This is a genomic window from Oceanobacillus sp. NCCP-135 (assembly GCF_059698015.1).
The window spans coordinates 18,938-39,515 of the sequence record NZ_BAAKSZ010000016.1 but is presented as its reverse complement, the minus strand read 5'-3'; the positions used below and the strand labels follow the sequence as shown (position 1 = coordinate 39,515).

Annotated in this window: 19 protein-coding genes and 3 pseudogenes; 4 read left to right on the top strand and 18 right to left on the bottom strand. The window is 37.5% G+C overall.

Annotated features, from left to right (window positions below; translation table 11 throughout):
- Positions 1–68: 68 nt before the first annotated feature.
- The 6 genes from AC6HVZ_RS12245 to AC6HVZ_RS12220 all read right to left on the bottom strand — a co-directional run bounded on the left by AC6HVZ_RS12245 (position 69) and on the right by AC6HVZ_RS12220 (position 4,837).
- Positions 69–359, bottom strand: a complete 291-nt coding sequence (locus tag AC6HVZ_RS12245) for a TIGR04104 family putative zinc finger protein (protein WP_497558451.1) — start codon at positions 357–359, stop codon at positions 69–71.
- A 190-nt stretch (positions 360–549) separates the two neighbouring features.
- The gene (locus tag AC6HVZ_RS12240; RefSeq protein WP_497558450.1) at positions 550–1,413 is read right to left on the bottom strand and encodes a hypothetical protein; all 864 of its coding nucleotides are present in this window, start codon (positions 1,411–1,413) and stop codon (positions 550–552) included.
- On the bottom strand, positions 1,400–2,353 hold the full coding sequence (locus tag AC6HVZ_RS12235; RefSeq protein ID WP_497558449.1) for a WD40/YVTN/BNR-like repeat-containing protein: 954 nt from the start codon (positions 2,351–2,353) through the stop codon (positions 1,400–1,402). Before AC6HVZ_RS12235 ends, AC6HVZ_RS12240 begins: the two co-directional genes overlap by 14 nt.
- Before the next feature lie 360 nt (positions 2,354–2,713).
- Positions 2,714–3,265, bottom strand: coding sequence for a CueP family metal-binding protein (locus AC6HVZ_RS12230; protein WP_497558448.1), 552 nt, complete (start codon positions 3,263–3,265; stop codon positions 2,714–2,716).
- Between the two features lie 475 nt (positions 3,266–3,740).
- On the bottom strand, positions 3,741–4,031 hold the full coding sequence (locus AC6HVZ_RS12225; protein WP_497558447.1) for a spermine/spermidine synthase domain-containing protein: 291 nt from the start codon (positions 4,029–4,031) through the stop codon (positions 3,741–3,743).
- 425 nt (positions 4,032–4,456) lie between these two features.
- Positions 4,457–4,837: a VOC family protein gene (locus tag AC6HVZ_RS12220; RefSeq protein ID WP_497558446.1), complete on the bottom strand. Its 381-nt coding sequence runs from the start codon at positions 4,835–4,837 to the stop codon at positions 4,457–4,459.
- 208 nt (positions 4,838–5,045) lie between these two features.
- Here AC6HVZ_RS12220 and AC6HVZ_RS12215 point away from each other — a divergent pair, with 208 nt between their 5' ends.
- Positions 5,046–5,525 carry a YusW family protein gene (locus AC6HVZ_RS12215; RefSeq protein WP_497558445.1) on the top strand — a complete coding sequence of 160 codons (480 nt, stop codon included), beginning with the start codon at positions 5,046–5,048 and terminating at the stop codon, positions 5,523–5,525.
- 206 nt (positions 5,526–5,731) lie between these two features.
- Complete coding sequence (locus AC6HVZ_RS12210) at positions 5,732–7,966, top strand: outer membrane protein assembly factor BamB family protein (RefSeq protein ID WP_497558444.1); 2,235 nt, start codon at positions 5,732–5,734, stop codon at positions 7,964–7,966.
- Between the two features lie 30 nt (positions 7,967–7,996).
- Here AC6HVZ_RS12210 and AC6HVZ_RS12205 read toward each other — a convergent pair whose 3' ends face one another.
- Positions 7,997–9,178 carry a PQQ-dependent sugar dehydrogenase gene (locus AC6HVZ_RS12205; RefSeq protein ID WP_497558443.1) on the bottom strand — a complete coding sequence of 394 codons (1,182 nt, stop codon included), beginning with the start codon at positions 9,176–9,178 and terminating at the stop codon, positions 7,997–7,999.
- Positions 9,179–9,307: 129 nt separating this feature from the next.
- On the opposite strand from AC6HVZ_RS12205, the pseudogene AC6HVZ_RS12200 reads away from it, so the two are divergent.
- A pseudogene (locus AC6HVZ_RS12200) lies at positions 9,308–9,607 on the top strand (phosphosulfolactate synthase); the annotation flags it as partial.
- Positions 9,608–10,021: 414 nt separating this feature from the next.
- Here AC6HVZ_RS12200 and AC6HVZ_RS12195 read toward each other — a convergent pair.
- Both AC6HVZ_RS12195 and AC6HVZ_RS12190 read right to left on the bottom strand, forming a co-directional pair.
- Complete coding sequence (locus AC6HVZ_RS12195) at positions 10,022–10,897, bottom strand: spermine/spermidine synthase domain-containing protein (RefSeq protein WP_497558442.1); 876 nt, start codon at positions 10,895–10,897, stop codon at positions 10,022–10,024.
- 77 nt (positions 10,898–10,974) lie between these two features.
- The gene (locus AC6HVZ_RS12190; protein ID WP_497558441.1) at positions 10,975–12,126 is read right to left on the bottom strand and encodes an Rpn family recombination-promoting nuclease/putative transposase; all 1,152 of its coding nucleotides are present in this window, start codon (positions 12,124–12,126) and stop codon (positions 10,975–10,977) included.
- A gap of 246 nt (positions 12,127–12,372) precedes the next feature.
- On the opposite strand from AC6HVZ_RS12190, the pseudogene AC6HVZ_RS12185 reads away from it, so the two are divergent.
- Positions 12,373–13,420, top strand: a pseudogene (locus AC6HVZ_RS12185) (IS4 family transposase); the annotation flags it as partial.
- A gap of 21 nt (positions 13,421–13,441) precedes the next feature.
- Here AC6HVZ_RS12185 and AC6HVZ_RS12180 read toward each other — a convergent pair.
- The 9 genes and pseudogenes from AC6HVZ_RS12180 to AC6HVZ_RS12140 all read right to left on the bottom strand — a co-directional run bounded on the left by AC6HVZ_RS12180 (position 13,442) and on the right by AC6HVZ_RS12140 (position 19,943).
- Positions 13,442–13,642 (bottom strand): hypothetical protein, encoded by a 201-nt coding sequence (locus tag AC6HVZ_RS12180; protein WP_497558440.1) that lies wholly within the window; start codon positions 13,640–13,642, stop codon positions 13,442–13,444.
- A gap of 227 nt (positions 13,643–13,869) precedes the next feature.
- A pseudogene (locus AC6HVZ_RS12175) lies at positions 13,870–14,543 on the bottom strand (serine/threonine protein kinase).
- 367 nt (positions 14,544–14,910) lie between these two features.
- Positions 14,911–15,831 carry a VOC family protein gene (locus AC6HVZ_RS12170; RefSeq protein WP_497558439.1) on the bottom strand — a complete coding sequence of 307 codons (921 nt, stop codon included), beginning with the start codon at positions 15,829–15,831 and terminating at the stop codon, positions 14,911–14,913.
- A 268-nt stretch (positions 15,832–16,099) separates the two neighbouring features.
- Positions 16,100–16,273: a hypothetical protein gene (locus AC6HVZ_RS12165; protein ID WP_497558438.1), complete on the bottom strand. Its 174-nt coding sequence runs from the start codon at positions 16,271–16,273 to the stop codon at positions 16,100–16,102.
- A 455-nt stretch (positions 16,274–16,728) separates the two neighbouring features.
- Positions 16,729–17,004, bottom strand: a complete 276-nt coding sequence (locus AC6HVZ_RS12160) for a CD3324 family protein (protein ID WP_497558437.1) — start codon at positions 17,002–17,004, stop codon at positions 16,729–16,731.
- A 379-nt stretch (positions 17,005–17,383) separates the two neighbouring features.
- Positions 17,384–17,824: a cell wall hydrolase gene (locus AC6HVZ_RS12155; protein WP_497558436.1), complete on the bottom strand. Its 441-nt coding sequence runs from the start codon at positions 17,822–17,824 to the stop codon at positions 17,384–17,386.
- 307 nt (positions 17,825–18,131) lie between these two features.
- Positions 18,132–18,443, bottom strand: coding sequence for a type II toxin-antitoxin system RelE/ParE family toxin (locus AC6HVZ_RS12150; protein WP_497558435.1), 312 nt, complete (start codon positions 18,441–18,443; stop codon positions 18,132–18,134).
- Entirely contained in the window at positions 18,440–18,718 is a 279-nt protein-coding gene (locus tag AC6HVZ_RS12145; protein ID WP_497558434.1) for a type II toxin-antitoxin system Phd/YefM family antitoxin, read from the bottom strand. Before AC6HVZ_RS12145 ends, AC6HVZ_RS12150 begins: the two co-directional genes overlap by 4 nt.
- A 262-nt stretch (positions 18,719–18,980) precedes the next feature.
- Positions 18,981–19,943 (bottom strand): tRNA dihydrouridine synthase, encoded by a 963-nt coding sequence (locus tag AC6HVZ_RS12140; protein WP_497558433.1) that lies wholly within the window; start codon positions 19,941–19,943, stop codon positions 18,981–18,983.
- Positions 19,944–20,578: the final 635 nt, after the last annotated feature.

Genomic DNA, 20,578 nt, shown 5'->3' with positions numbered 1-20,578 from the left:
AATTAACTAGTGTTCATTTATTGATATTAATTTCATCTCGTACTGACCAAATCCTATCATGGGTAGTTTTACCAAAAAGGCTCCTCATGATCAGATAATTTTAAGATTAAAGGATAAAATCCAAGCATTATAACTATAAAAATAATAGCAACAATGAATGCCATACCAACTGAAAAATCTAACCAGGCATTCAGAGGGAATAATACTATTAATGGAATAATCATAAATATACCACTGCTTATTCTTGATAATGCAGACTCATATTGCTTTTTTTCACAATGTGGACACTTCAATCTGAATAACGTTTTAATTGTTTGTTTCCAAGTCCATTTTTTTCCACAGCTTTGGCAAATCGGCATACAAACAATCCCCCTTCTTTTTCATCTAGCTTCTTTCTGGGAAATGAATGAATTTCCCAGTTTAGTTAACTTATTCGCTAAGCTTTTCCATTCTCCTGCCCTCTTTATTAACCAGGATATTCTCAGTTTCTCATGAAGAACACTGACTAATTCGACTTGAAAATAGCACTATTGCGTTAAAAATTTATATTCAATTGGCAGTATTAGCTTGTAATATTACTGGCTCATTTCTTTCCATAGTTGCTTTATACAAACTTATTTCACCAGATGGTGGAATGGATGCATCAGAGTGCATTTGGAAATTCTCATCTAATGCAATCGTCCAGACCGCTTCATCATCTTTCAATAAAACAATAGCAAGTGTGCCAAACTGAACAATAGAATCCCATTCAAACAATTGTGTTTCGCCATTTTGTATCACAGTAATTCCTTCTGTATTGCTGATAACCTCTGTGTTATTGCTTTGCCATCTGCCATGAATTTCAGCACCTACATAATAATAGGTTCCGCCACTGCCCCGGTCACCGTAAGTCCCGATAAATTGGTGAATTGTATCATCAGCTGCTTTGTATGTAACAGCCGCCACGTCATTCGCTAACCACTCCACGTTAAATTCTCCGTTCGTTTGATAGGGTAATCTTTCTTGCGGACGGGCCAAAATTCCATAATAGGATCGATAGTAAACGGCATCTCCACTTTCTATATTTTCTTTAATCGACAATACATGGTTAAAATCAGGTGATATGCTTGTTATATTTTTTATCTCCTGGTTACTAAATGCAAGCAGTACCCCATTAACAATAATAAAAACACTCACTACACTGACGCCAATCCACTTCCACTTTTTAGTAAGTGTAAGCAAAAGTAAAATGGCTAAGGCTAAACATATAACACAAAGAATATTGATAAGGTAAAATAACCGGTTATCAATATACTCTACGTGGAATCTTGCAGAAATGAATATGTATCCTATTTGCAAACAGAAGAACCCAGTTGCGATAAGAAATAAAATCCAGCCAGCTAGCTTCATCCGTTTATCCCTATTTTGCAACATTTGGCTTTACCTCCATCTGAAATTCCCATGTTTTCCCGTTGTCTTCTGATATAAATTTCCCCTTCACTTTTCCTCCTTCATAGTCGCCATTAGGTCCTTGATTAACCAAAATCGCCAAATGATCATCCTCTTTTACTGGAACTTCAGCCTGAACAAAAACTTTATTATACTTCGCTGGAATGGTAACTTTTGCTTCACCCCAAGTATCTCCCCCATCTTGCGTAACATAAAGATCCGGTTCTTCAGGATTAATCGTTCCAAAGGACAAAAACCCTGTCGCTTCATCAATGAATCCGCCATCCGCAATTAATCTCGTTACCCCGGAATTAGTTGTTTCCTTCCAGTTCCTGCCAGCATCATATGTTAGAAAGACATGTGATGACTCCTGTGACATGGTTCGCCCACCGGAAATAATGATATATCCAAAAGTATCATTTAGAAAATCTACTTTTCTAAATCGCATTGCCGTAAAGGGGTCCGTAACCACGGATTCCTGCCACGTTTTACCTTGATCAAGCGAATAAGTTAATAAAACTCTTTTATTATCCCAATCCGTCCCATCTGCATATAAGAACGCAGCCCGATTTTCCGTAAGAATGTAGCTATTTTCTATCAGTGCCTGCTTATTCCCATTGTATTCCCCATCAAATAATTGATCCTTATCAACCGGAACGGTAATCCAGTCATTTCCTTTGTTGAATGTGATGTTTAATTCGTCATTTTGCAACGTGTAAGTAATCGTATCATCTATATTTATTGGTTGTAATTCTTCGATCAGAGGTTGTTCCGCTTCATTTTGTGTCGCAGGGTTCTCCTGCATATTATTTAGCTGACCTAGTTGTGGATGTGTAATTTTATTTGAGTTTTGATAATAGGCTACTGTTACAATGATTAAGGAGATCATGATAACACTTGATACAGCTAGGATAATTTTCTTCACCTGGATTACTCCTTTTTGGTATTTCATTTTTCCCACTAACATGCTCATGTTTCGGTTAAAATTCTCGTTCTTTGACCTCACTTTTTTCTATTTGCTCGTTAAAGTACATCATTTACCAATCTTTATATTCATTCTAACACAAATATTCTGGGTATTATCATAAAAAAGAAGCCCAAGAACCAAAAGATGGCTGCTATTGTATACAAAAAAATATACTTGCTCTAAGTACTGTTTATTCATCACTTATAGTAAATCAAAAATGCTATTCCAACAAAAAAAGACCATTAAATTAGTATAACATTAAATAAATGGTCTTTTATTATTAGTAGTATTTTCTTTCACTATTGGAATTCAATCCATTTATACGCTAGTGCCGTCTTTTAATTGTATGGTTGTAATGCATGTGTTGTCACCCTCAAATGTGGAAAGCTCTGACTCAGCTGTTTTTCCATCGTGCGAAATTTCTACATGGAATGTCTTGTCGCGCGGAAGCCACAGATCAATAAATCCGTTTTGTAGAGAACTAATCATTTCATCCATGATTACATTGCCTTGTGTATCCTCAATAAATACACTGAACGCTTCATCTACCATTTCCCCCTGGCAGCCGGTTAAACTATGTATTTCACAAGGATGTGTTTGCTCAATGTAAGGTGCGATAGAAACAAAGAATTCATCCTCAGGCAAATCATAAGCTAATTCTTTTCCATCACTTTCAGTCACGATAAGATCATGGGACGTTATCGAGGCAGATTCAGATGTTTTTTCAGCGACACTGTAATCACTCACCAATTGCTTAATATTTTCTAATTCGTTTTTTTCTATCGTATATTTTTCACCATTTACCGAAAATATATACACGCCCAGTAGAGCAATAACCAATACAGTTATTACAGAGATATTCCTTTTCATTAAACTTCAACTCCTTGTCGCTTTTAATTATTTTTGGCTATTGAAAAATAACCTGTTACACTGTTCTAAATCAACTGCTAAAATAAAACTCACACCTGAATTATAGCAGATCTTCCTTCTTTTTATAGCAAAATTCTCATGATTGTCAAAATAATGATGAAATAGATAGAAATGATTTTGGATCAATAATCAACAGGAGGGACAAGGCAGTGGATTGAAAAGATAATACGTTCGCCTTAAAGTGTAATGCTCTTTCTAATAGTATTTGGTGGATTAATTTGCATAAAATATTATTCCCCTGAGCAGTAGAACGGGATAAGAGTGAAATTGATATGGAATAAGCAATGTAATCAAAGTAAAAATAATTATCTCTGTATGGACGGAACTATTTATTAGCATCAAAAAACGTACCGACCCGAAGGTTTTCCGTATTTTTCCCAAAATCACCTGCCATCAATACGCTTTATCCTATTAGTTATAAATAACACAAAATCGACTTCTCAATCCAGTAAGAAAATACCGTATTGGGACTCCGTCGCTCATACGCTTTCATTTTTAAATACTTGTCTATTCCATCTGAAACATCATGCCATAAATCGGTAAACACAAAATCGAAATGACCATTAGCCATATGCCTTTGTGCATACTCAAAAGCATCTGCTTTGATGAGCTTAATATTTTCAGCATGCTTGAATTGTGGCAATATATTTTTTTCAAATAATTGTATCACATCTTCATTCATTTCAACAACGGTGATGTTTTCCACCTTCACGGCTAATTCATGAACCCAATTTATTTTATTGGGAATTATAAAATATAATTAGTTATAATTATATTTTTCCATTTTCAATTACTGAATGGTTGACAGGGGCTTGATAACTCTTTTTTTCCATGCCAAAAAGAGAGAAGACTGAGGCTACTCTTTTCAAAATTGACAATCTTCTTTGATGCCGACTACCAGATTGATAAGACACATCCAAATGCTGCCTAATGTTGACCAAAATTTAAATGAATCAAAATATCACGATACTCCGGGTCCGTTGCAGCTTTTACACGTTTATTGGATTTGGTTAATTTTAACCTCCTCTTAAAATAAGAACTTTGCCCTTATTTTTATTAATAGTTACAAACTCTTGAAAAATTCAAGTTAACCTTAAATTATATTTGCCGGTTTATTTAAAAACCTTACCACTAACAATCACAAATCATCACAACATTTCCATCTGGATCTTCAATATTAAACCAAGCTGTATCGCCAACTCTTTCTATTTCCCTCACAATGACAATTCCTTTTTCTATTATATAGTTATATGCTTCATCAATGTTTGGCGCAAAAAGATTAAAAATTGGACTTGGACTTACAATATGTTTAAAATTCGAATCAAACGTGTGGTCATCTAGCGTTAGAGATGTTGTCCCCGTTACTGGCACATTAAAAACCGGTGAAACTACATTGTCCAAATCCACTTGTAACCCTAACAAATCGGCATACCATTTTACTGAAGCCCTCAAATTTGTCACATGAACAAACACGCCATTCATTTGATTTTTTATCGGTAAGTTATTTTCCATTTTATCAACCTCCATCTTACTATTCTTTTTAATAATTCGCTATTGCCAAGGGTAATTCCTTTTTTAAAAAATATATTTTTCATAGTGCTTCCCACACTTATCACGCTAACCACTGAAGTACCTCCAAATCTTTGAAAATATCATTAAATCATGAATATGAATCTCGAATTTTGGACATAATGCTAACAATCATATGGAGGTGTATTAATTGAAAAAGAAAGTGTTAATAGCTGTATTTATTATTTTCTCTATGGTATTAACCGCTTGTGCCGATGAGGATGAAAATGCAACAGAGGATTCAACTACAGATGTTGTAAGTCAAGAAGCGATGAGTACCATGAATGATATGGCAGCTAAAATGGAAGAGTTGGATTATCAAATGCTAGACTTTGATGTTTTATATGCAGATAATGAATTTGAAGGCGAAGTTGATAATGACGATGGTTTAGTGGAGTCAGAGTTTTATGATCCATTTAATGATGTGGATGCTCGTGGATCAGCTTCTTTTGATGCCATGTATCCAATTTTGGAAGATTTGGAACTGAAGCAGGATATGACGGATGAAGAAGCTATTGCATTAGCCATTGAGAAATTTAATCTGCCAGATAATTACTTAAAAGCTGAATTACAAGTAACATTTGATGACGGAACCGACAAAGCGTATGAAATTAGAAAAGATGAATTGTAAATAACTGCATAATTGAATGGAAGGTATGAAAACGAATCATGTTTTCATACCTTATTATTATTCCCCATGCTTCTGTTAACTATTCTATTTCCAGGACACCTTTTTATCAACCTTCCTATATTTCCCAAGCCATAGATAAAAGACTATTTTCCAATAATAAGGGCAAATTACAAAAGAATATAGCATCATGATGAAAGGAGTTTTATATGCGTAATAAAACGGTTTGGATCGTAGCTATTGGAATAGTACTCGTAATCGGTGCCGTATTCCTTGTGCAATCCATGGGTTCTGACAATAATACAGCAGATCCTCCTGCTACAGAAGATGATACACAGGAAGAACCGAATATTGAACAGCAAAACAATGCGAACGGGAAAGAACATTTTTCCGCTCAACACATGGAATATCCGGGCGAAGCTGCACCAGACTTTTCCGCTGAAGAACTGATTGAGCCACCAGCCGGGAATTGGATAACGAATGGTGGAAATGTTTATAATGGCCGGTATTCCCCCATGGATCAGATTGACACATCCAATGTCAGTGGGTTAAAAGCTGAATGGGTCACAAGCATGGGGACAGGCCTCGAATTTAAATATTCTGGAGAATCTACCCCACTTGTGTATGATGGTGTGATGTTCAATAGTACGGGAGAAAATCATGTTGCAGCGATTGATGCTACAACAGGGGAAATCATCTGGGAGTATAAACCCAAATTAGCAGATGAACTGGACACGCTCTGTTGTGGATGGGTAAACCGTGGTGTCGCAATCGGAGACGGGAAAGTATTTATTGGTTTGCTTGATGCAAGACTGGTTGCTTTAGACCAAAAAACCGGTGAGGTATTATGGGAGACAGTGGTTGACGAATGGCAAAAAGGGTATACCATCACAACTGCCCCGCTTTTCTATGATGGAAAAGTATATACCGGTGTCGCTGGTGGGGAATATGGAATTAGGGGGTACGTAGCTGCCTATGATGCTGGCATTGGAAGAGAAATTTGGAGAAGCTACACACTTCCTGCCCCTGGTGAAGAAGGATCGGAAACCTGGCCGGAGGGTAGTAGGGACTGGTTAACAGGTGGTGCGCCAGTTTGGCAGACACCTGCAGTTGATCCTGAACTCGGACTTATTTATTTCGCCACAGGAAATACATCACCGGATTTAGATGGAAGTAATCGTGAAGGAGATAACTTGTATGCTGATTCTGTCATGGCTGTAAACGCCGACACAGGCGAATATGAATGGCATTTTCAGGAGGTACACCATGATATTTGGGATTATGACCTCGCAAATCCGGTTGTTTTATTTGATGTCGAAATGGATGGGGAAATGAAAAAAGGGATTGCTCAAGCCGGTAAAACTGGATGGGTGTATATTTTGGATCGAACAAATGGGGAACCGCTTGTTGGAATTGAGGAAAAAGCTGTACCTCAAAATGAAAACCAAAAAACATCCCCGACACAGCCGTTTCCAATTGGGGATTCCTTTGTACCACAGGAAATTACCGAAGAAGATATCAAACGTGATTTACCAGAGGAATTTGACGGAGAATACGGAAATATATTTACACCATTTTGGGACGAACCAGTTACGTTGAAGCCATCCCCACAGGGTGGTGCGAACTGGCCACCATCAGCCTATAACCCAAATACAGAGCTCTTTTATGTGTTGGGGAATGACAATTATTTCTCCTATGCCCATTATGCAGAGGATGAGGAGAATAAATTTGAAGAGGGCAAAGAATGGCTTGGAAGCATCTGGCAGCCTGTCGAAGAATCACCAAGTCGCGGCACGGTGACTGCCCTTGACATCAAAACAAATAAAATCATTTGGCAAAATGATTGGGACACCATTGCATATAGCGGAATTTTAACAACAGCCGGGAACTTGATCTTCACCGGACATAATGACGGAAGAATTATTGCATATGATGCAACGAATGGCGAGCAAGTGTGGGAATTTATGACGGACGCGGGTGCAAATGCCCCGCCAATGACTTATGAAGTTGGTGGAAAACAATACATTTCCATCTTCTCGGCAGGAAATTCACTCGCGGGAACACAGCATGGTGATAAAATATATACCTTTTCATTGGAAGGGGAATATGAATCCCTGGAGGACATTTCCGACGCAGACGTTCATGTTTCACCAGTGAGAGGCGAAATGGATTTTAAACAAGGTAAAGAACAAGACAAAGATGAAGTCTCTGTAGATGAAGGATTAAAAGTGTATGAAAATAATTGCTTATCATGCCATGGTGCAGAAGGTGCAGGCGGTCATAATGGACCAAATTTGCAAAATATCAGCATGGATAATGAACAATTAATTGAACAGATTAACAATGGTAGTGGCAGCATGCCTGGATTTGAAGGGAAATTAACCGAAGAAGAAATTGAAGCAGTAACTGAATATATCAGGAACCTTACCGAAGACGGCGATTAAATAAAGATAGCTGTCCAAATCAATGGACAGCTATCCTTTATCTTTTAAATTTGATGAAGCTTTTTCCGTTAATGGAACCTGAATTAATTGATCATCCTCTTCGTTTGGCTCCCCACGATCATCATGGTTATTGGTAATCGTAAATAGCGCATCCCCATCAATTAAAACATCCCTTAGTCTACCGACATCCCCGAAAAATTCACCAACAGATTCACTTTCAATATCATAGGTGAAGATTTTTGAACCTGCTAAGGATGCGACATAGAGTTCACCATCACTGTACGCCATTCCCGATGGTGCCCAGGTTTCCTCACCGGAATGATGGATTGGCTTTTCCATATTCTCTGCCTCTTCATCTCCCTGGATAACGGGCCAGCCATAGTTCTTTCCTGCTTCAATTAAATTGATTTCATCATGACCATCTTCTCCATGTTCCGAGCTGTAAAGCGTTCCAGCATCATCCCAGGCAAATCCCTGTGGGTTACGATGACCATAGGAAAAGACATAGGAATCTTCCAGTGGATTATCCACTGGAACCTCACCACTTGGATCTATTCTTAAAATTTTTCCTGCCAAACTATCCAGATCCTGTGCTTGATCTGGCTGACCAGTGTCACCTGTTGTAGCATATAGCATACCATCCGGTCCGATTTGAATTCTGCCACCAGTATTTACTTCTCCACCCGGAATATTTTCCAGCAAGATTTCCTCTTCTTTCCAAGTACTATTATTAAGTGTCAATGAAACAATTCGATTCAATGTTTCTCCATCCTCCTGATACGTATGATACGCATAGGCCATATGATTGGTCTCAAAATCAGGGGCCAGCGTAAATCCCAGGAAACCGCCCTCTCCCTCATGGAGAATTTCTTTTGAAACATTGACATCCTGCACTTCAACCAGACCTAAGTCTCCATCAATTTCAATCACTGTTCCATCCCGCTGACTTAAGAAAAACATGCCTCCACTTTTATTAATCGTCCATGGTATAAATAAATTATTCGCATTGATACTCCCGTCATCATTTGCAACAACCTCCACAGCATCCTGCACTACTTCAACAGCCTCTTCTTCAAACGGATCCTGTTCCTTTTTCGTACCACTGTTATCTTCAATTGCTTTGTCTTTTTCATCCGTTTCTGTATTTATAAAAAACACAAGTCCTACTAAAAATATAACTCCTAGCAAACTAAAATATACCGCTTTTTTCAACAAAACCACCTCTTAATCTTTTAATTAGTCACTAGCTTTGCCATTTACTAGACTATTTAAACACTGGTTAGCATTTTTTTAGTAGGAAATATAAGAAGATGTTGCTAAAAACGAAGTAACCATGTACGTCGCTGCCTTGATGCCGGAGCCTATATGTTAATGATAGAATCAGAAGGAATTACAGAAAGTGTAAGCACATGGCGTACCGAAATAGCCACCCAATTTGCATCCGAATTAGGTACAGAGAAAGTTATGTTTGAAGCAGCAGATCCTGATGTATTTGCATGGTATATCAAAAATTACGGCCCTGAAGTCAATCTCTTTGTCGATTACAGTCAAATCATTCAGCTGGAGGGATTACGTCGAGGAATTTGGGGCAACAATGACCTTTGGGGTCGTGTACTAACATTTAACGACGGTAAAAAATAAATTCCAGTCGGGTAAAAGTGTTATTCACCGGAGTAAATTCATAACGGGCATGAGCTCTTTGCAGTGGGGTGTGTTTTGTACCTACGCAAAGGCTATCATGCCCTTTTTTATAAAAGCATTGAATAAGAGCTATGTACTTAAACTTTATTCTTTATCACTATTTTCTGCTTTGCGACTTATCCGCATACCTACACGGATAAAAACTGTTATAAATAGCGCTTGTGCAATATTACTTCAAAACTGAAATGTGTCATATTTTATATAATCTATGGAGATAAAAAAAGCTGCATGACATAGAAAGGTAATCAGATATGAGATGTTTTTTCGTATTATGAGATCAACTCCATATTGTTTAGTATTCTACTATATATTTTATCTACCCAGATTTTCAGGAAATGCACCCTAAGCCAAATTCTACAAATAGCACAAAATAGACTTTTCAATCCAATACATAAATACAGTATTGGAACTAAGCCTCTCATACTTTTTCATTTTTAGATACATGTCTATCCCATCAGAAACATCGTGCCATAAATCCGTAAACACAAAATCATAGTTCCCTTTGGACATGTGATTTTCTGCATATTCAAAGGCATCTGCTTTGATAATCTTAATTTTTTCCGCATGATTAAATTGAGGTAACACATATTGATTAAATAAATGGATAACATCCTCATTACTCTCAACAACCGTGATGCTTTCAACATTATCTTTTTCAGAAACCATATAGGCATAATAGCCAAGTCCAAGCCCATAAGTAAGTACATTACCAGAAGCCCTTTCAACAGCTTCTTTCATCGTTTCTATTTCATTTGGTGTAATGGTCATCCAGATTCTTCCATTTTCTAATACTGCCGGAAACCTGAACTCTTTATCAAAAAATCCGATTTGTGGAATTTGCCTGCCCTCTTTTGTTTGAACTATATCATTGCAAACAAAGCCTTCAAACGGTTTATACTTTTCATATTTCAATTCACTTTTGCCGATTTTTATTGTTGGTATCTTGATATTCTTGTAATAGGGATTGTTATAACATTCATTTGTATCAAGCTGATGAATCATGCTGTTAAAATATTTGTTGAACAAGTCCTTATTATCCGCATTATCAATAATATCAAGTCCAAAGGCCGCAGCCAAGATTACAGAAAAGGCATATTCATAAGTTACACTATAATTAGCGATCCCATCAATTTCTTCTTTCTCAATCAAGTCAGGTGCATGATTCAAATAATTGCTTAGCAACGCAAATATGTTGTAATTATCTTCTAATATTGCTTTAGTGGGTTCCACATTTTCACCTCAAAAACCAGCGACAGTCCCCACAGCTGTATATAGGGACTGGCAGTTGATACAATACCCGATCCAATTTAATTTTTCATATTCCCATTAATCTCCTGGGCCTCTTCTTTTGTCAAGCCTGTGATTTCAGCAACAAAGTCAATTTCAGCGCCTTTTGTTAAAAGTCTTCGGGCAATTATTTCTTTTTCTTCTTCTTTGCCTTGTTCTCTGCCTTGTTCTCTGCCTTTTTGAATACCTTTTTGAATACCTTTTTGAATGCCTTCTTGAATGCCTTCTTGAATGCCTTTTTCTCTTCCCTCTTGAATGCCTTCCTTTATGCGAAGTTCTGCCTCACGCTGGGCAGCCTCTTCATCCATGATTTGCTTTGAACGTGCCTCGTATGCTAGATAATGTTCGTGAGTCAAGCTAAGTTCCTTTAAATTATGGAGTGCGTTTAGCATTGTCTCATCCTCCTTCATGGCAATCTCCTCCAATTCATGATAAATTTCTTCATAGTATTTCCCATTTCTCCTGTCAACCATTCCGAGCAACAACAACCATCTGGCTAAAACATCGTCCCATGGATTAAGTTTATTTTCTTGCCAATCCTTTATTAACTTGGACATTTCGATAAAGTGGAATTCCATCACATCGGTCAGTTTAAACTTTTCCTCATCTTCATAGAGGTGGTACATGGTATGAAAACGATCTGTTTGTGGGAAAAGGTCAAAATTAAGGATGTTAATGGTAATTACTGGTCGCAATTCTTTGTATGTCATATTTTTTTGCAAAGGGTCTCTGTATGCACCTGCCCAGTAGTAGATGGAGCGTTTTATCATATCATATTTATTAGTGAACTGAATTTCGATATTGATCCATTCATCCGCATCCGTTAACACTAATAAATCCAGTCTTGACTGTTTATCATCTTCATATTCGCCACCAGACTCCGTATTTTCAAAGGAGATATCTTGGATTCGATTTCGACCCGTTTTTTGTAAAATTGCATTTAAGAATACAACCGTTATCGCTTTATTCTTTTCATTGCCAAAAAACTGTTTGAAAGCATAATCAATTTTTAAATCCATCAACTTTTCCAGTGGTACGTTTTTCAGCAGTTTGAATCTCTTATCCTCTTTTTTAATCCGTCTAGTTTTATTATAATCTGTGGGATCTTCTCTTACAACATTTGATGTAGAATAAATTGTGGGTTTTTCTTTAACTAATTTGGCTGGAATCATTTCAGCACATCCTTTGTGATATGTGTGGACTTTTCGAGGTGTATATCTAGTACTATTATATCAGAAATTCTAAACACAAACAAGTGTTCTTTCGATGTTTTTTTAATATATAACTCAAGTTTCGGAGTTAGAAAAAGCACTTTACTCCATGTTGCAGTTGAGCCTAGATTAAAATATTTATCATAAAAAACACAAAAAACACCCTTTTTTTGGTGAAATATAGGTAGCAAACCAAACCAAGAAAGGATGTTTTCTGTGTCTACTATTTTACCAAATTCTACTGAAAATGAAAACGAAAAATCTAATACCCGAATGCTACATTTTTTTACACAAGCAAAAATTGGAACTTTCCTACACGATGCCAATATTCATAAAGTAAAAGGTATCTCGCCGCACGTCATCATGCAATTTATTTTCGCCCTTGTGCTTCATGGGAAGAGTTTTTCTAGAGCGCTTGACTCAGACCGCATCCCAACTGATTTTGAAAAGGATACGGTATATGATTTCTTGAAAAATCCCAATATAACTGGCGTAAATTCCTTGCTAGCGTGGGGTCTTATATTGTTATGAATTTCATGCTTCCATTAACTTCCAAAGATCGTGACCGTGTTCTCATCTATGATGATTCCCTGTTCAGCCGCAATCGTAGTAAGGCAGTCGAACTGCTTGCCAATGTGAGGGATCATAACACCGGAAGTTATTTCAAGGGATTTCGTATGCTCACACTTGGATGGTCAGACGGCGCATCTTTTATGCCACTTGCCTTTTCATTGCTGAGCTCTAAGAAAAAGAAAAACCGTTACCAGGAAGCTAATCCAGATATTGACAAGCGAACGGTCGGTTATCGCAGACGCCAAGAAGCCATGCAAAAGGGAACTGAAACAATGTTCAATCTCCTTGACTCTGTCAATCCAAAAAACTGGGCACAAAAACCGTTCTCTTTGACAGTTGGTTCGCATTTCCGGCAATCCTATCAAAAATCGTGAAGAATTACTCGCTAAATGTTGTTTGTATGATCAAGCGCACACCAACGATTCATTATACGTATGAGGGTGAGTCTTATACATTGAACCAGCTTTACAAGAAGGGTCGTAAAAAGCGCGGACGTGCCAAAATCCTTTCCAGTATTGTTGTGGGCCTTGGCCATGATGATGACAATGGCAACGAAATCCAGGCGCGGATCGTATTCGTTCGCGATCGAAATCGTTCCAAAAAGTGGCTAGCACTTTTGACAACCAATCTGGAACACACAGAAGAAGATGCGGTAAGAATCTATGGCAAGCGCTGGGAAATCGTCTTATCAAACGGATCCGGTTCACCGCCGGGTATGATCAGAATATCGTAGTCGGCAGGCTTCAATATCCAAATCAGCCTTTACTTTAAAATTTCCTTTGTGCGTGACCTCATCACTTAATGCCACAGTTTTAATTTCGATATCAGATATATTTAACATGTAGGACAAAGGACTGATCTCCCAATCAACATACCCTTCATATAGAAAAAATAATGCTTTCAACTGTTCATCCCCCAATAATTTTTTTGACTAAAGATCAAAACAACTTGCGTTTACCACCTTATTAAACACTTGCACCCGTTAGCGTTATAAGATTAATATTTTTTATGTTCTTAAAATGAAGATTGTTTATTTAATTTTTCAATCTCAATACCGATAGTTGTAACATCAATTCTTTCAAATAAGGTTTTAACATCTTCTAATGTATTATTATATTTGCAGCTGGTCTCCTATTTCCTAGACAGAAAATTTAAAATGACTTTTAAAAACTCCTCATAGGAAGAAAAGTATTTGGTTCGCTGGTTATACCACTTTCGAACCGTTTCAACCAACCAAAACGGTACAGCATTCCCGTCAATCAAATGATAGTATTGTTCATATCCTTTTTTTAGATGCTCCCACCTAAAATCATTGCCTGGCAATATATATTCAGAGACATCAAGTATTTTCGCTCCTCCGTTTTGCAGTAAAATATTTTTCAAATGGATATCACGCGGGTTAAGTCCCTTCCTACGAACATATTCTCTAGCATCCTCTACGTCTTGTATAACTCTTTCCGGAATATGAATTCCCTGCAGAACGCAGTCAAAAAGGGTTTTTCCTTCTTCATAGCTCAGGACTAGGAATTCGTCGTAAACAGCAAAACAGGTTGAAAAAAAGATGAATCTCCCAAAACCTCATAAACGTTTGCTTCAGCTTCTAATTTGGCTGCTTTGTCTTTTGCATATAATTTAAACGCATAGGACGTGGCGTGTATCGATTGGAAAACGGCCGCATCTGTCCCCATACCTATGCACTTCAAATCATCAGCCTCACCACTGATCGTCACAGGCTCGTTATTTGGATTTGAAAAAACAGTTATGTTGGAAAGAGAATCTATCGCTGTATCCCAGTCATTTTCCATATGGTCTCTCCCTTATATTCCGATTTATTTATCAGGAATTTGAAAACACATTATTAAAATCAGATTACATACGCTACCTATATTAAGTTAACTAATCCTTGTTCATCATTTCTAACTACCTTGTCCCAATCTATAGCTTTCTTATAAGCTGTCCCATGAAAAGACGGTAAAAATCTAATTCTTCGGATTGCCTAGTTTTCGGCACAAAATAATTAATCAAAAGTTTTGAGATTTTGTTGAGCAATTATTTATGCATTTACAGACTTTAGTGTACGATACGTCATAAGCCCTTAAACGATGATAATTATCATACGAAATCAGGGAAACTAACCCGACAGTCCTATGCAGCCTGACAAAGGGATCTTTTTTATAAACCCTTATATGCTCGTTGTAACTCTGCAATATCAAGTTTCTTCATTTTAAGCGTTGCCTGACAAACACTCTCAATTTGTTCTGCTGTGCTAGTGTTGCTCATCATTTCTTCCATTTCCCGTGGGACAATCTGCCAGGATATTCCATATTTATCTTTCAGCCAGCCGCATTGTTCGGATTCAGGAACGGCAGACAGCTTATCCCAGTAGTAATCAATCTCTTCTTGTGTGTCGCAGTATACCATAAATGAGATTGCCTCATTGAAATTGAATTCATGATCCTGCGCACTGTCCATTGCAACAAACCACTGATCTGTGAGCATGAAATCAGAAAACATAATCGTTCCCTCTTTGTCAGGTTCCATTCCCCCGGGGTAGCGGGCAATATGTCCCTGCTGTGCATTTTTAAATACAGATAAATAAAAATGCATTGCTTCTTCCGCTTTGCCAAAATTTTCACCGACAAACATCAGCGAAGGCACGATTTCAGGACGCTCTTCCCCTTCTGGATTGGTAAGGATCAGCTGCCATGACAATCCATACTTATCTTGGATCCAGCCATACCTCTCACTGAATGGGTATTCACCAATCGGCATTAGCACTGTACCATCTTCAGACAACTTGTTCCATACCTCATCTAGTTTTTCTCTTGCATTTTTTTCTCGTGATGGATCAAAATTTACCATGAAAGACACAGATGGATTGAATTTGAAATACGAACCGGCACTGATAGCCATGAATTTCTGTCCCCACACTTCAAAGGAAACTAAATCAGAATCGCCTGATGGTGTGCCTTTAAGTGATGTTGTACTCGTAACAGCGGAGTCCGGAAATACAGAAGCATAAAATGCTGCCGCTTCGTTCACTTCCTTGTCATACCACAGATGTGGAATGATGGTTTGATTTGTTTTTGTCATTGCTATTCCTCCAAATCTTTTTTAATCATTTTACCATTTATACTCTGTTCTGACTTATTAAATATATTGCTGAATTCAGCTACTGAGGTATTCCTCTATTATTTATTATTCAAATATATGTATGAAAAGTCCACTTTGATCTGCTCAAAATGGACTTTTCTTTGCTTATTCTAGATTTTTTTATATTCGTATTTTCTTGGAAAACCATTCATCTTAAAACTTTTCTTTTTCTAAAAGAAGTGATATACATCCATCTTTCGCCTTTTGTTCAATCAGCCTTTCCCGGACCAAAAAATGATCTGAAAAGCATGTTTTTCCTCATTATCTTTCTATCGGTAACGTCATTGGTTTTATGAATCATTCTATTTTCACTAGCTTCTTTTAATAATTGTTCCATACGGTCGTTTGCGATGCTTTTATAAATGTCGAAATGAAAATGCACACTAATACCTCCCTAAATGTTGTTTAAATCGTTTAATACAACCGGGAAGGCTTCTGGTTTTCAGCGTTCAATGGAAATTCAACCTGCAAATAATCCCCTTTTCCGGGGGGAATCTGCACTTCAGGTCTGAATAGGCTTTTGAACATACTTGTTCTTTTTACTTCTTCCTGAAATTTACGTTTATACAAAAATCACCTTAATTTGTGAAGTCATCATCCATTTGCCTCCTTTCACCAGAATCTATTGCAACATATCCATTAACTCACAAAACAAGCTTTACAAACAAGAGAGAGAATAATTATAATTATTTTGTACCCAGTTTCCGTGCAGAACTGGGAGAACTTGGGGTGCTCAGAAGGGGAACTGTTCATTGTGAAATACAAAAGCGTGGCAATCTAGCCACGCTTCATTTTTATAAAGGGTCTTAGGAAACCCTTTGGATATTCTGTTTTGAATCATGACATACTGCGAGTTTTATATATAATTTTACGAATACTATCGTTAGACAAATTATACATTTGCTCTAATTCTTCCTGAGACTTTCCTTCACTGTATAACTGAAAAATCTCTTGATTTCTCTGGGCAATAAACGCTCGGGAACCGTTTACCTCTCCCCACCGAGCCCGCTCACTTTTTTCTACAGGTATATATATCAGTTCACCCTGGATATACTTCTGCATCTCTTTCAGCAATCTAGGGGGAAAAACCTCTTTTCCGTTTTTGTATTGCACTATTTGTTTCCTCCTTATCAAGGTGTACCTGGATAATTTGTTTAAACATATTTATATCATTCACCGTCAACATCTCCTTTCTTTTAAGTTTAGTTTCAAAAATCCTTTGTAAATCAAAGTATAATTGGCTTTTCCAAAACACGTAAAGATACCAATATTCTGAAAAATAAGCATGATAAATGGGGCCACACTATGCGGCCCCAAACGTTTTGATCCCCGCCTATGCGGAAATCACCTCAGATTTCGTGAAAATAATAATCAGCCTCCTTTCAAAAGAGTCTGTCGGTCCGACACTTTTATTAACTCATATACCCCCTGCCCTTGCAAGTGAAAATTTGATTATAATTAATTTATACCAGTGCCCCTGAGCTAACAATGGTCACCCCATGTATACACTTTCACATGTTCCAGCCGCTGGTTCATAAAAACAATGTAGTTTATATTGACCTGTAAAAGGTTGGTTGTACCAGGTTGGGGGACATGGAGCATATGGATTAAAGTACCAAAGAGCATATTTCGCTGGGTGTCCTCTCCAGTACTTCAAATTCTGTTCGGCTAATCTTTTTTCAGATTCTCTTGCTCGTTGATAAAATACATTTCCTTTTTGAACAGCTTCAAAAGAATAATTTCCACCTTGCACGTGAAAAATGACGTCCTCAATTGTTCTCAATTCATTAAATTCAATACAATCTGCTACAGCACGATTAACAATTACATTTCCTACATATAGCATTCCTTGTTTTCCTTCACCTACAGCTTCTGCTCTCATCATCCTTGCCATCAAGTCAACGTCAGCACTTCGGTAAGCCACTCTTGCCATTTTTACACCTCCAGAATAGAGTATGAAAAAAAGCTTACGTTCATGCCATAAAAATAAAGGTTAATAATTTGAGTATTTAGATAGAACCAATTCCACTTATTTCGATACAGAATCCTCTCTATCAGCACGCTTTCCCGAAAAGTAATCGAGCAATGCACTTTAAAATGGCTCGGGGAGGATAGGATTGATGTCTTTGTTGAATTTATAAACCTAAAGTCCATGAGAACATATTGAAATTTGTTTTTTGTAATGTTGATAAAGCAGAACTAATATACGAGGTTTTGGCCTGAGTGCTTTTTGTATTTTTTTATATTAACTTGTGATATTCTCTTCTTCCGTCCACAATGGCGTATATAATAACTGTCTTATCTATCTTATTTATCTTATAAAACACAAGATGCCTTTCAACAATTACTACTCTATAACCCTGTTTTTTTAAAATAGAATATCTAGGTATACTTCCTGACTCTGGATACTCCTGTAGACGATTGATAGCGGCTTCAATCTTATTCAGATATCCTAGTGCGATATCAACATCACCTGAATCATCAGCCATATAGAATATAATATCACGTAGCTGATCCTCTGCCTTATCCGTTCTTAAGATTTTATACTTCATCCATTTTTCCTTTCCTGTAAAGATGCACGAAGATCGTCAAACGAATCCTGCATTGGTGCCACACGTCCATTTTTTACATCATCATCCGCTTCTGCAAGTGTTCTGAGAAGTTCTAGTTCAGATTTCATCTGATAATAATCCTGCAATCCAAGAACTGCTGTGTCGCCTCTTCCATTTACGGTAATAATAACTGCATCCCTTGATTCTTTGCATTGCTTGGAGATTTCACTATAATGATTTCTTAAATCTGCTGACGGTCTGATCGCTGCTTCCATGGTATCACCTCTTTCTAATATATTACTTTATAGTCATATTATATCCTTATATGACTATATTAACAATAAATTATTGTGAATCTGCACTTTATTCCAGCTCCAGTTTTTCAGATTGATCTGCCCTCTGGCCAGGAATGAGTCCGGTTCAATACCGTTTCTCACACCAGCCAATTAACCGCTTAATATGAACTGTAACTTTTGGTAGGCATATCAGTTTAGCGTGCCACTTCGCTTTACATTGATTTACTGTTCCCCCGCATCATCAGCGCTTTCTCGAAAAGTAATCGAGCAATGCACGCACTTCCTCTGTTGATTCTGTGCTCATTAATTGATTTCTTAATTCACTCGCCCCTTGAAACTCACGGACATATATCTTAAAAAAGCGGCGAAGAGGTCTGAACGATCGTGGCTCTAGTTCTGAATATTTATCAAAGAGATCCAGCTGCAACCTTAAGAGATCAAGCAATTCCTCACTAGTATGATCTTTCGGTTCTTTTTCAAAGGCAAATGGATTTTTAAAAACACCACGCCCAATCATAATTCCATCAACACCGTATCGTTCCGCAAGCTCCAAGCCTGTTTGACGGTCAGGGATATCCCCATTGATCGTCAAAAGTGTATCTGGTGCCACCTGATCACGAAGTTTTTTAATCTCCGGGATTAATTCCCAATGAGCACCTACTTTGCTCATTTCCTTTTTCGTACGTAGATGGATGGAAAGATTAGTAATATCTTGTTTCAATATATGTGTTAGCCAGTCATGCCATTCGTCTACCTCCGAATAACCAAGCCTTGTCTTCACACTTACGGGCAATCCCCCTGCTTTTGCTGCTTGTATTAGCTCTGCTGCAACTTCCGGACGACGGATCAGTCCACAACCCTTCCCTTTCCCTGCCACATTAGGTACAGGGCAGCCCATATTGATATCCACACCGTTAAATCCTTGCTCTGCCATACCAATGCTCATTTGCCGAAAATGTTCAGGCTTGTCCCCCCATATATGGGCTACAATTGGTTGTTCATCCTCTGTATAAGTCAAACGCCCACGCACACTTTGTTTTCCCTCTGGATGACAATAACTCTCCGTGTTTGTAAACTCTGTAAAAAATACATCAGGTCCGGCTGCTGCACTCACTACATGGCGAAAAACAACATCCGTCACATCTTCCATTGGTGCTAGTACAAAAAACGGCCGTGGCAAATCACGCCAAAAATTATCTATCATATGCAAATTCAATTCCTCTCATTACTCTATATCAATTCAAACGCTTATCTCAAAATTAAAAAGCAGAAAATGTCTCTGCTTCTTTTACATTTATACCATGCTTAAGTAGATATTATCAAACAGATCCAATAATAAAATACTCCACAAATATAGTTTGAATCTTATTCGGAATATATTTATCACTTTTAGCGAGTTTCTTTGCAAGATTAGGCAACCGCACTGCTAAACATTCTTTATGATTAAACTGCGGTTACTTAAAAATAGGAACGCCGCAGAAAAGTACTGAAGATAATAAGTTAAGGGAAAGAAATTTTTAGGCTGTAACTACAGGCGGGTAACAGATAGTTAAATTGTGATGATCCTAACAATATTGATTGATCATTATTGTTAGATTTATACTGACAATAGAATAGTGATTCAAATAGTCTAAACGAAAAAAAACCTCAAAAAGTCGATAAGCGCCTGTTTCGCTAATACTACTTTGTATCTCATACTCCATAGTCTCTACGGATTACCGCAATGGCTTTTGCAGCAGATTTTGTATCTCCTTGTACGAAATCCGTAGAGACTTTATCCAACTCAGCATACAACCCACGTTTTAGAAAGATGCTTGACGTGCACCTTAAGTGGTAACA

Bases quoted from the DNA above. Each gene is read 5' to 3' on its own strand.
- AC6HVZ_RS12240 (WP_497558450.1), bottom strand. From the start codon at position 1,413: ATGTTGCAAAATAGGGATAAACGGATGAAGCTAGCTGGCTGGATTTTA.
- AC6HVZ_RS12150 (WP_497558435.1), bottom strand. From the start codon at position 18,443: ATGAAGTATAAAATCTTAAGAACGGATAAGGCAGAGGATCAGCTACGT.
- AC6HVZ_RS12220 (WP_497558446.1), bottom strand. From the start codon at position 4,837: ATGGAAAATAACTTACCGATAAAAAATCAAATGAATGGCGTGTTTGTT.
- AC6HVZ_RS12230 (WP_497558448.1), bottom strand. From the start codon at position 3,265: ATGAAAAGGAATATCTCTGTAATAACTGTATTGGTTATTGCTCTACTG.
- AC6HVZ_RS12210 (WP_497558444.1), top strand. From the start codon at position 5,732: ATGCGTAATAAAACGGTTTGGATCGTAGCTATTGGAATAGTACTCGTA.
- AC6HVZ_RS12155 (WP_497558436.1), bottom strand. From the start codon at position 17,824: ATGGCAAGAGTGGCTTACCGAAGTGCTGACGTTGACTTGATGGCAAGG.
- AC6HVZ_RS12145 (WP_497558434.1), bottom strand. From the start codon at position 18,718: ATGGAAGCAGCGATCAGACCGTCAGCAGATTTAAGAAATCATTATAGT.
- AC6HVZ_RS12190 (WP_497558441.1), bottom strand. From the start codon at position 12,126: ATGATTCCAGCCAAATTAGTTAAAGAAAAACCCACAATTTATTCTACA.
- AC6HVZ_RS12245 (WP_497558451.1), bottom strand. From the start codon at position 359: ATGCCGATTTGCCAAAGCTGTGGAAAAAAATGGACTTGGAAACAAACA.
- AC6HVZ_RS12170 (WP_497558439.1), bottom strand. From the start codon at position 15,831: ATGACAAAAACAAATCAAACCATCATTCCACATCTGTGGTATGACAAG.
- AC6HVZ_RS12140 (WP_497558433.1), bottom strand. From the start codon at position 19,943: ATGATAGATAATTTTTGGCGTGATTTGCCACGGCCGTTTTTTGTACTA.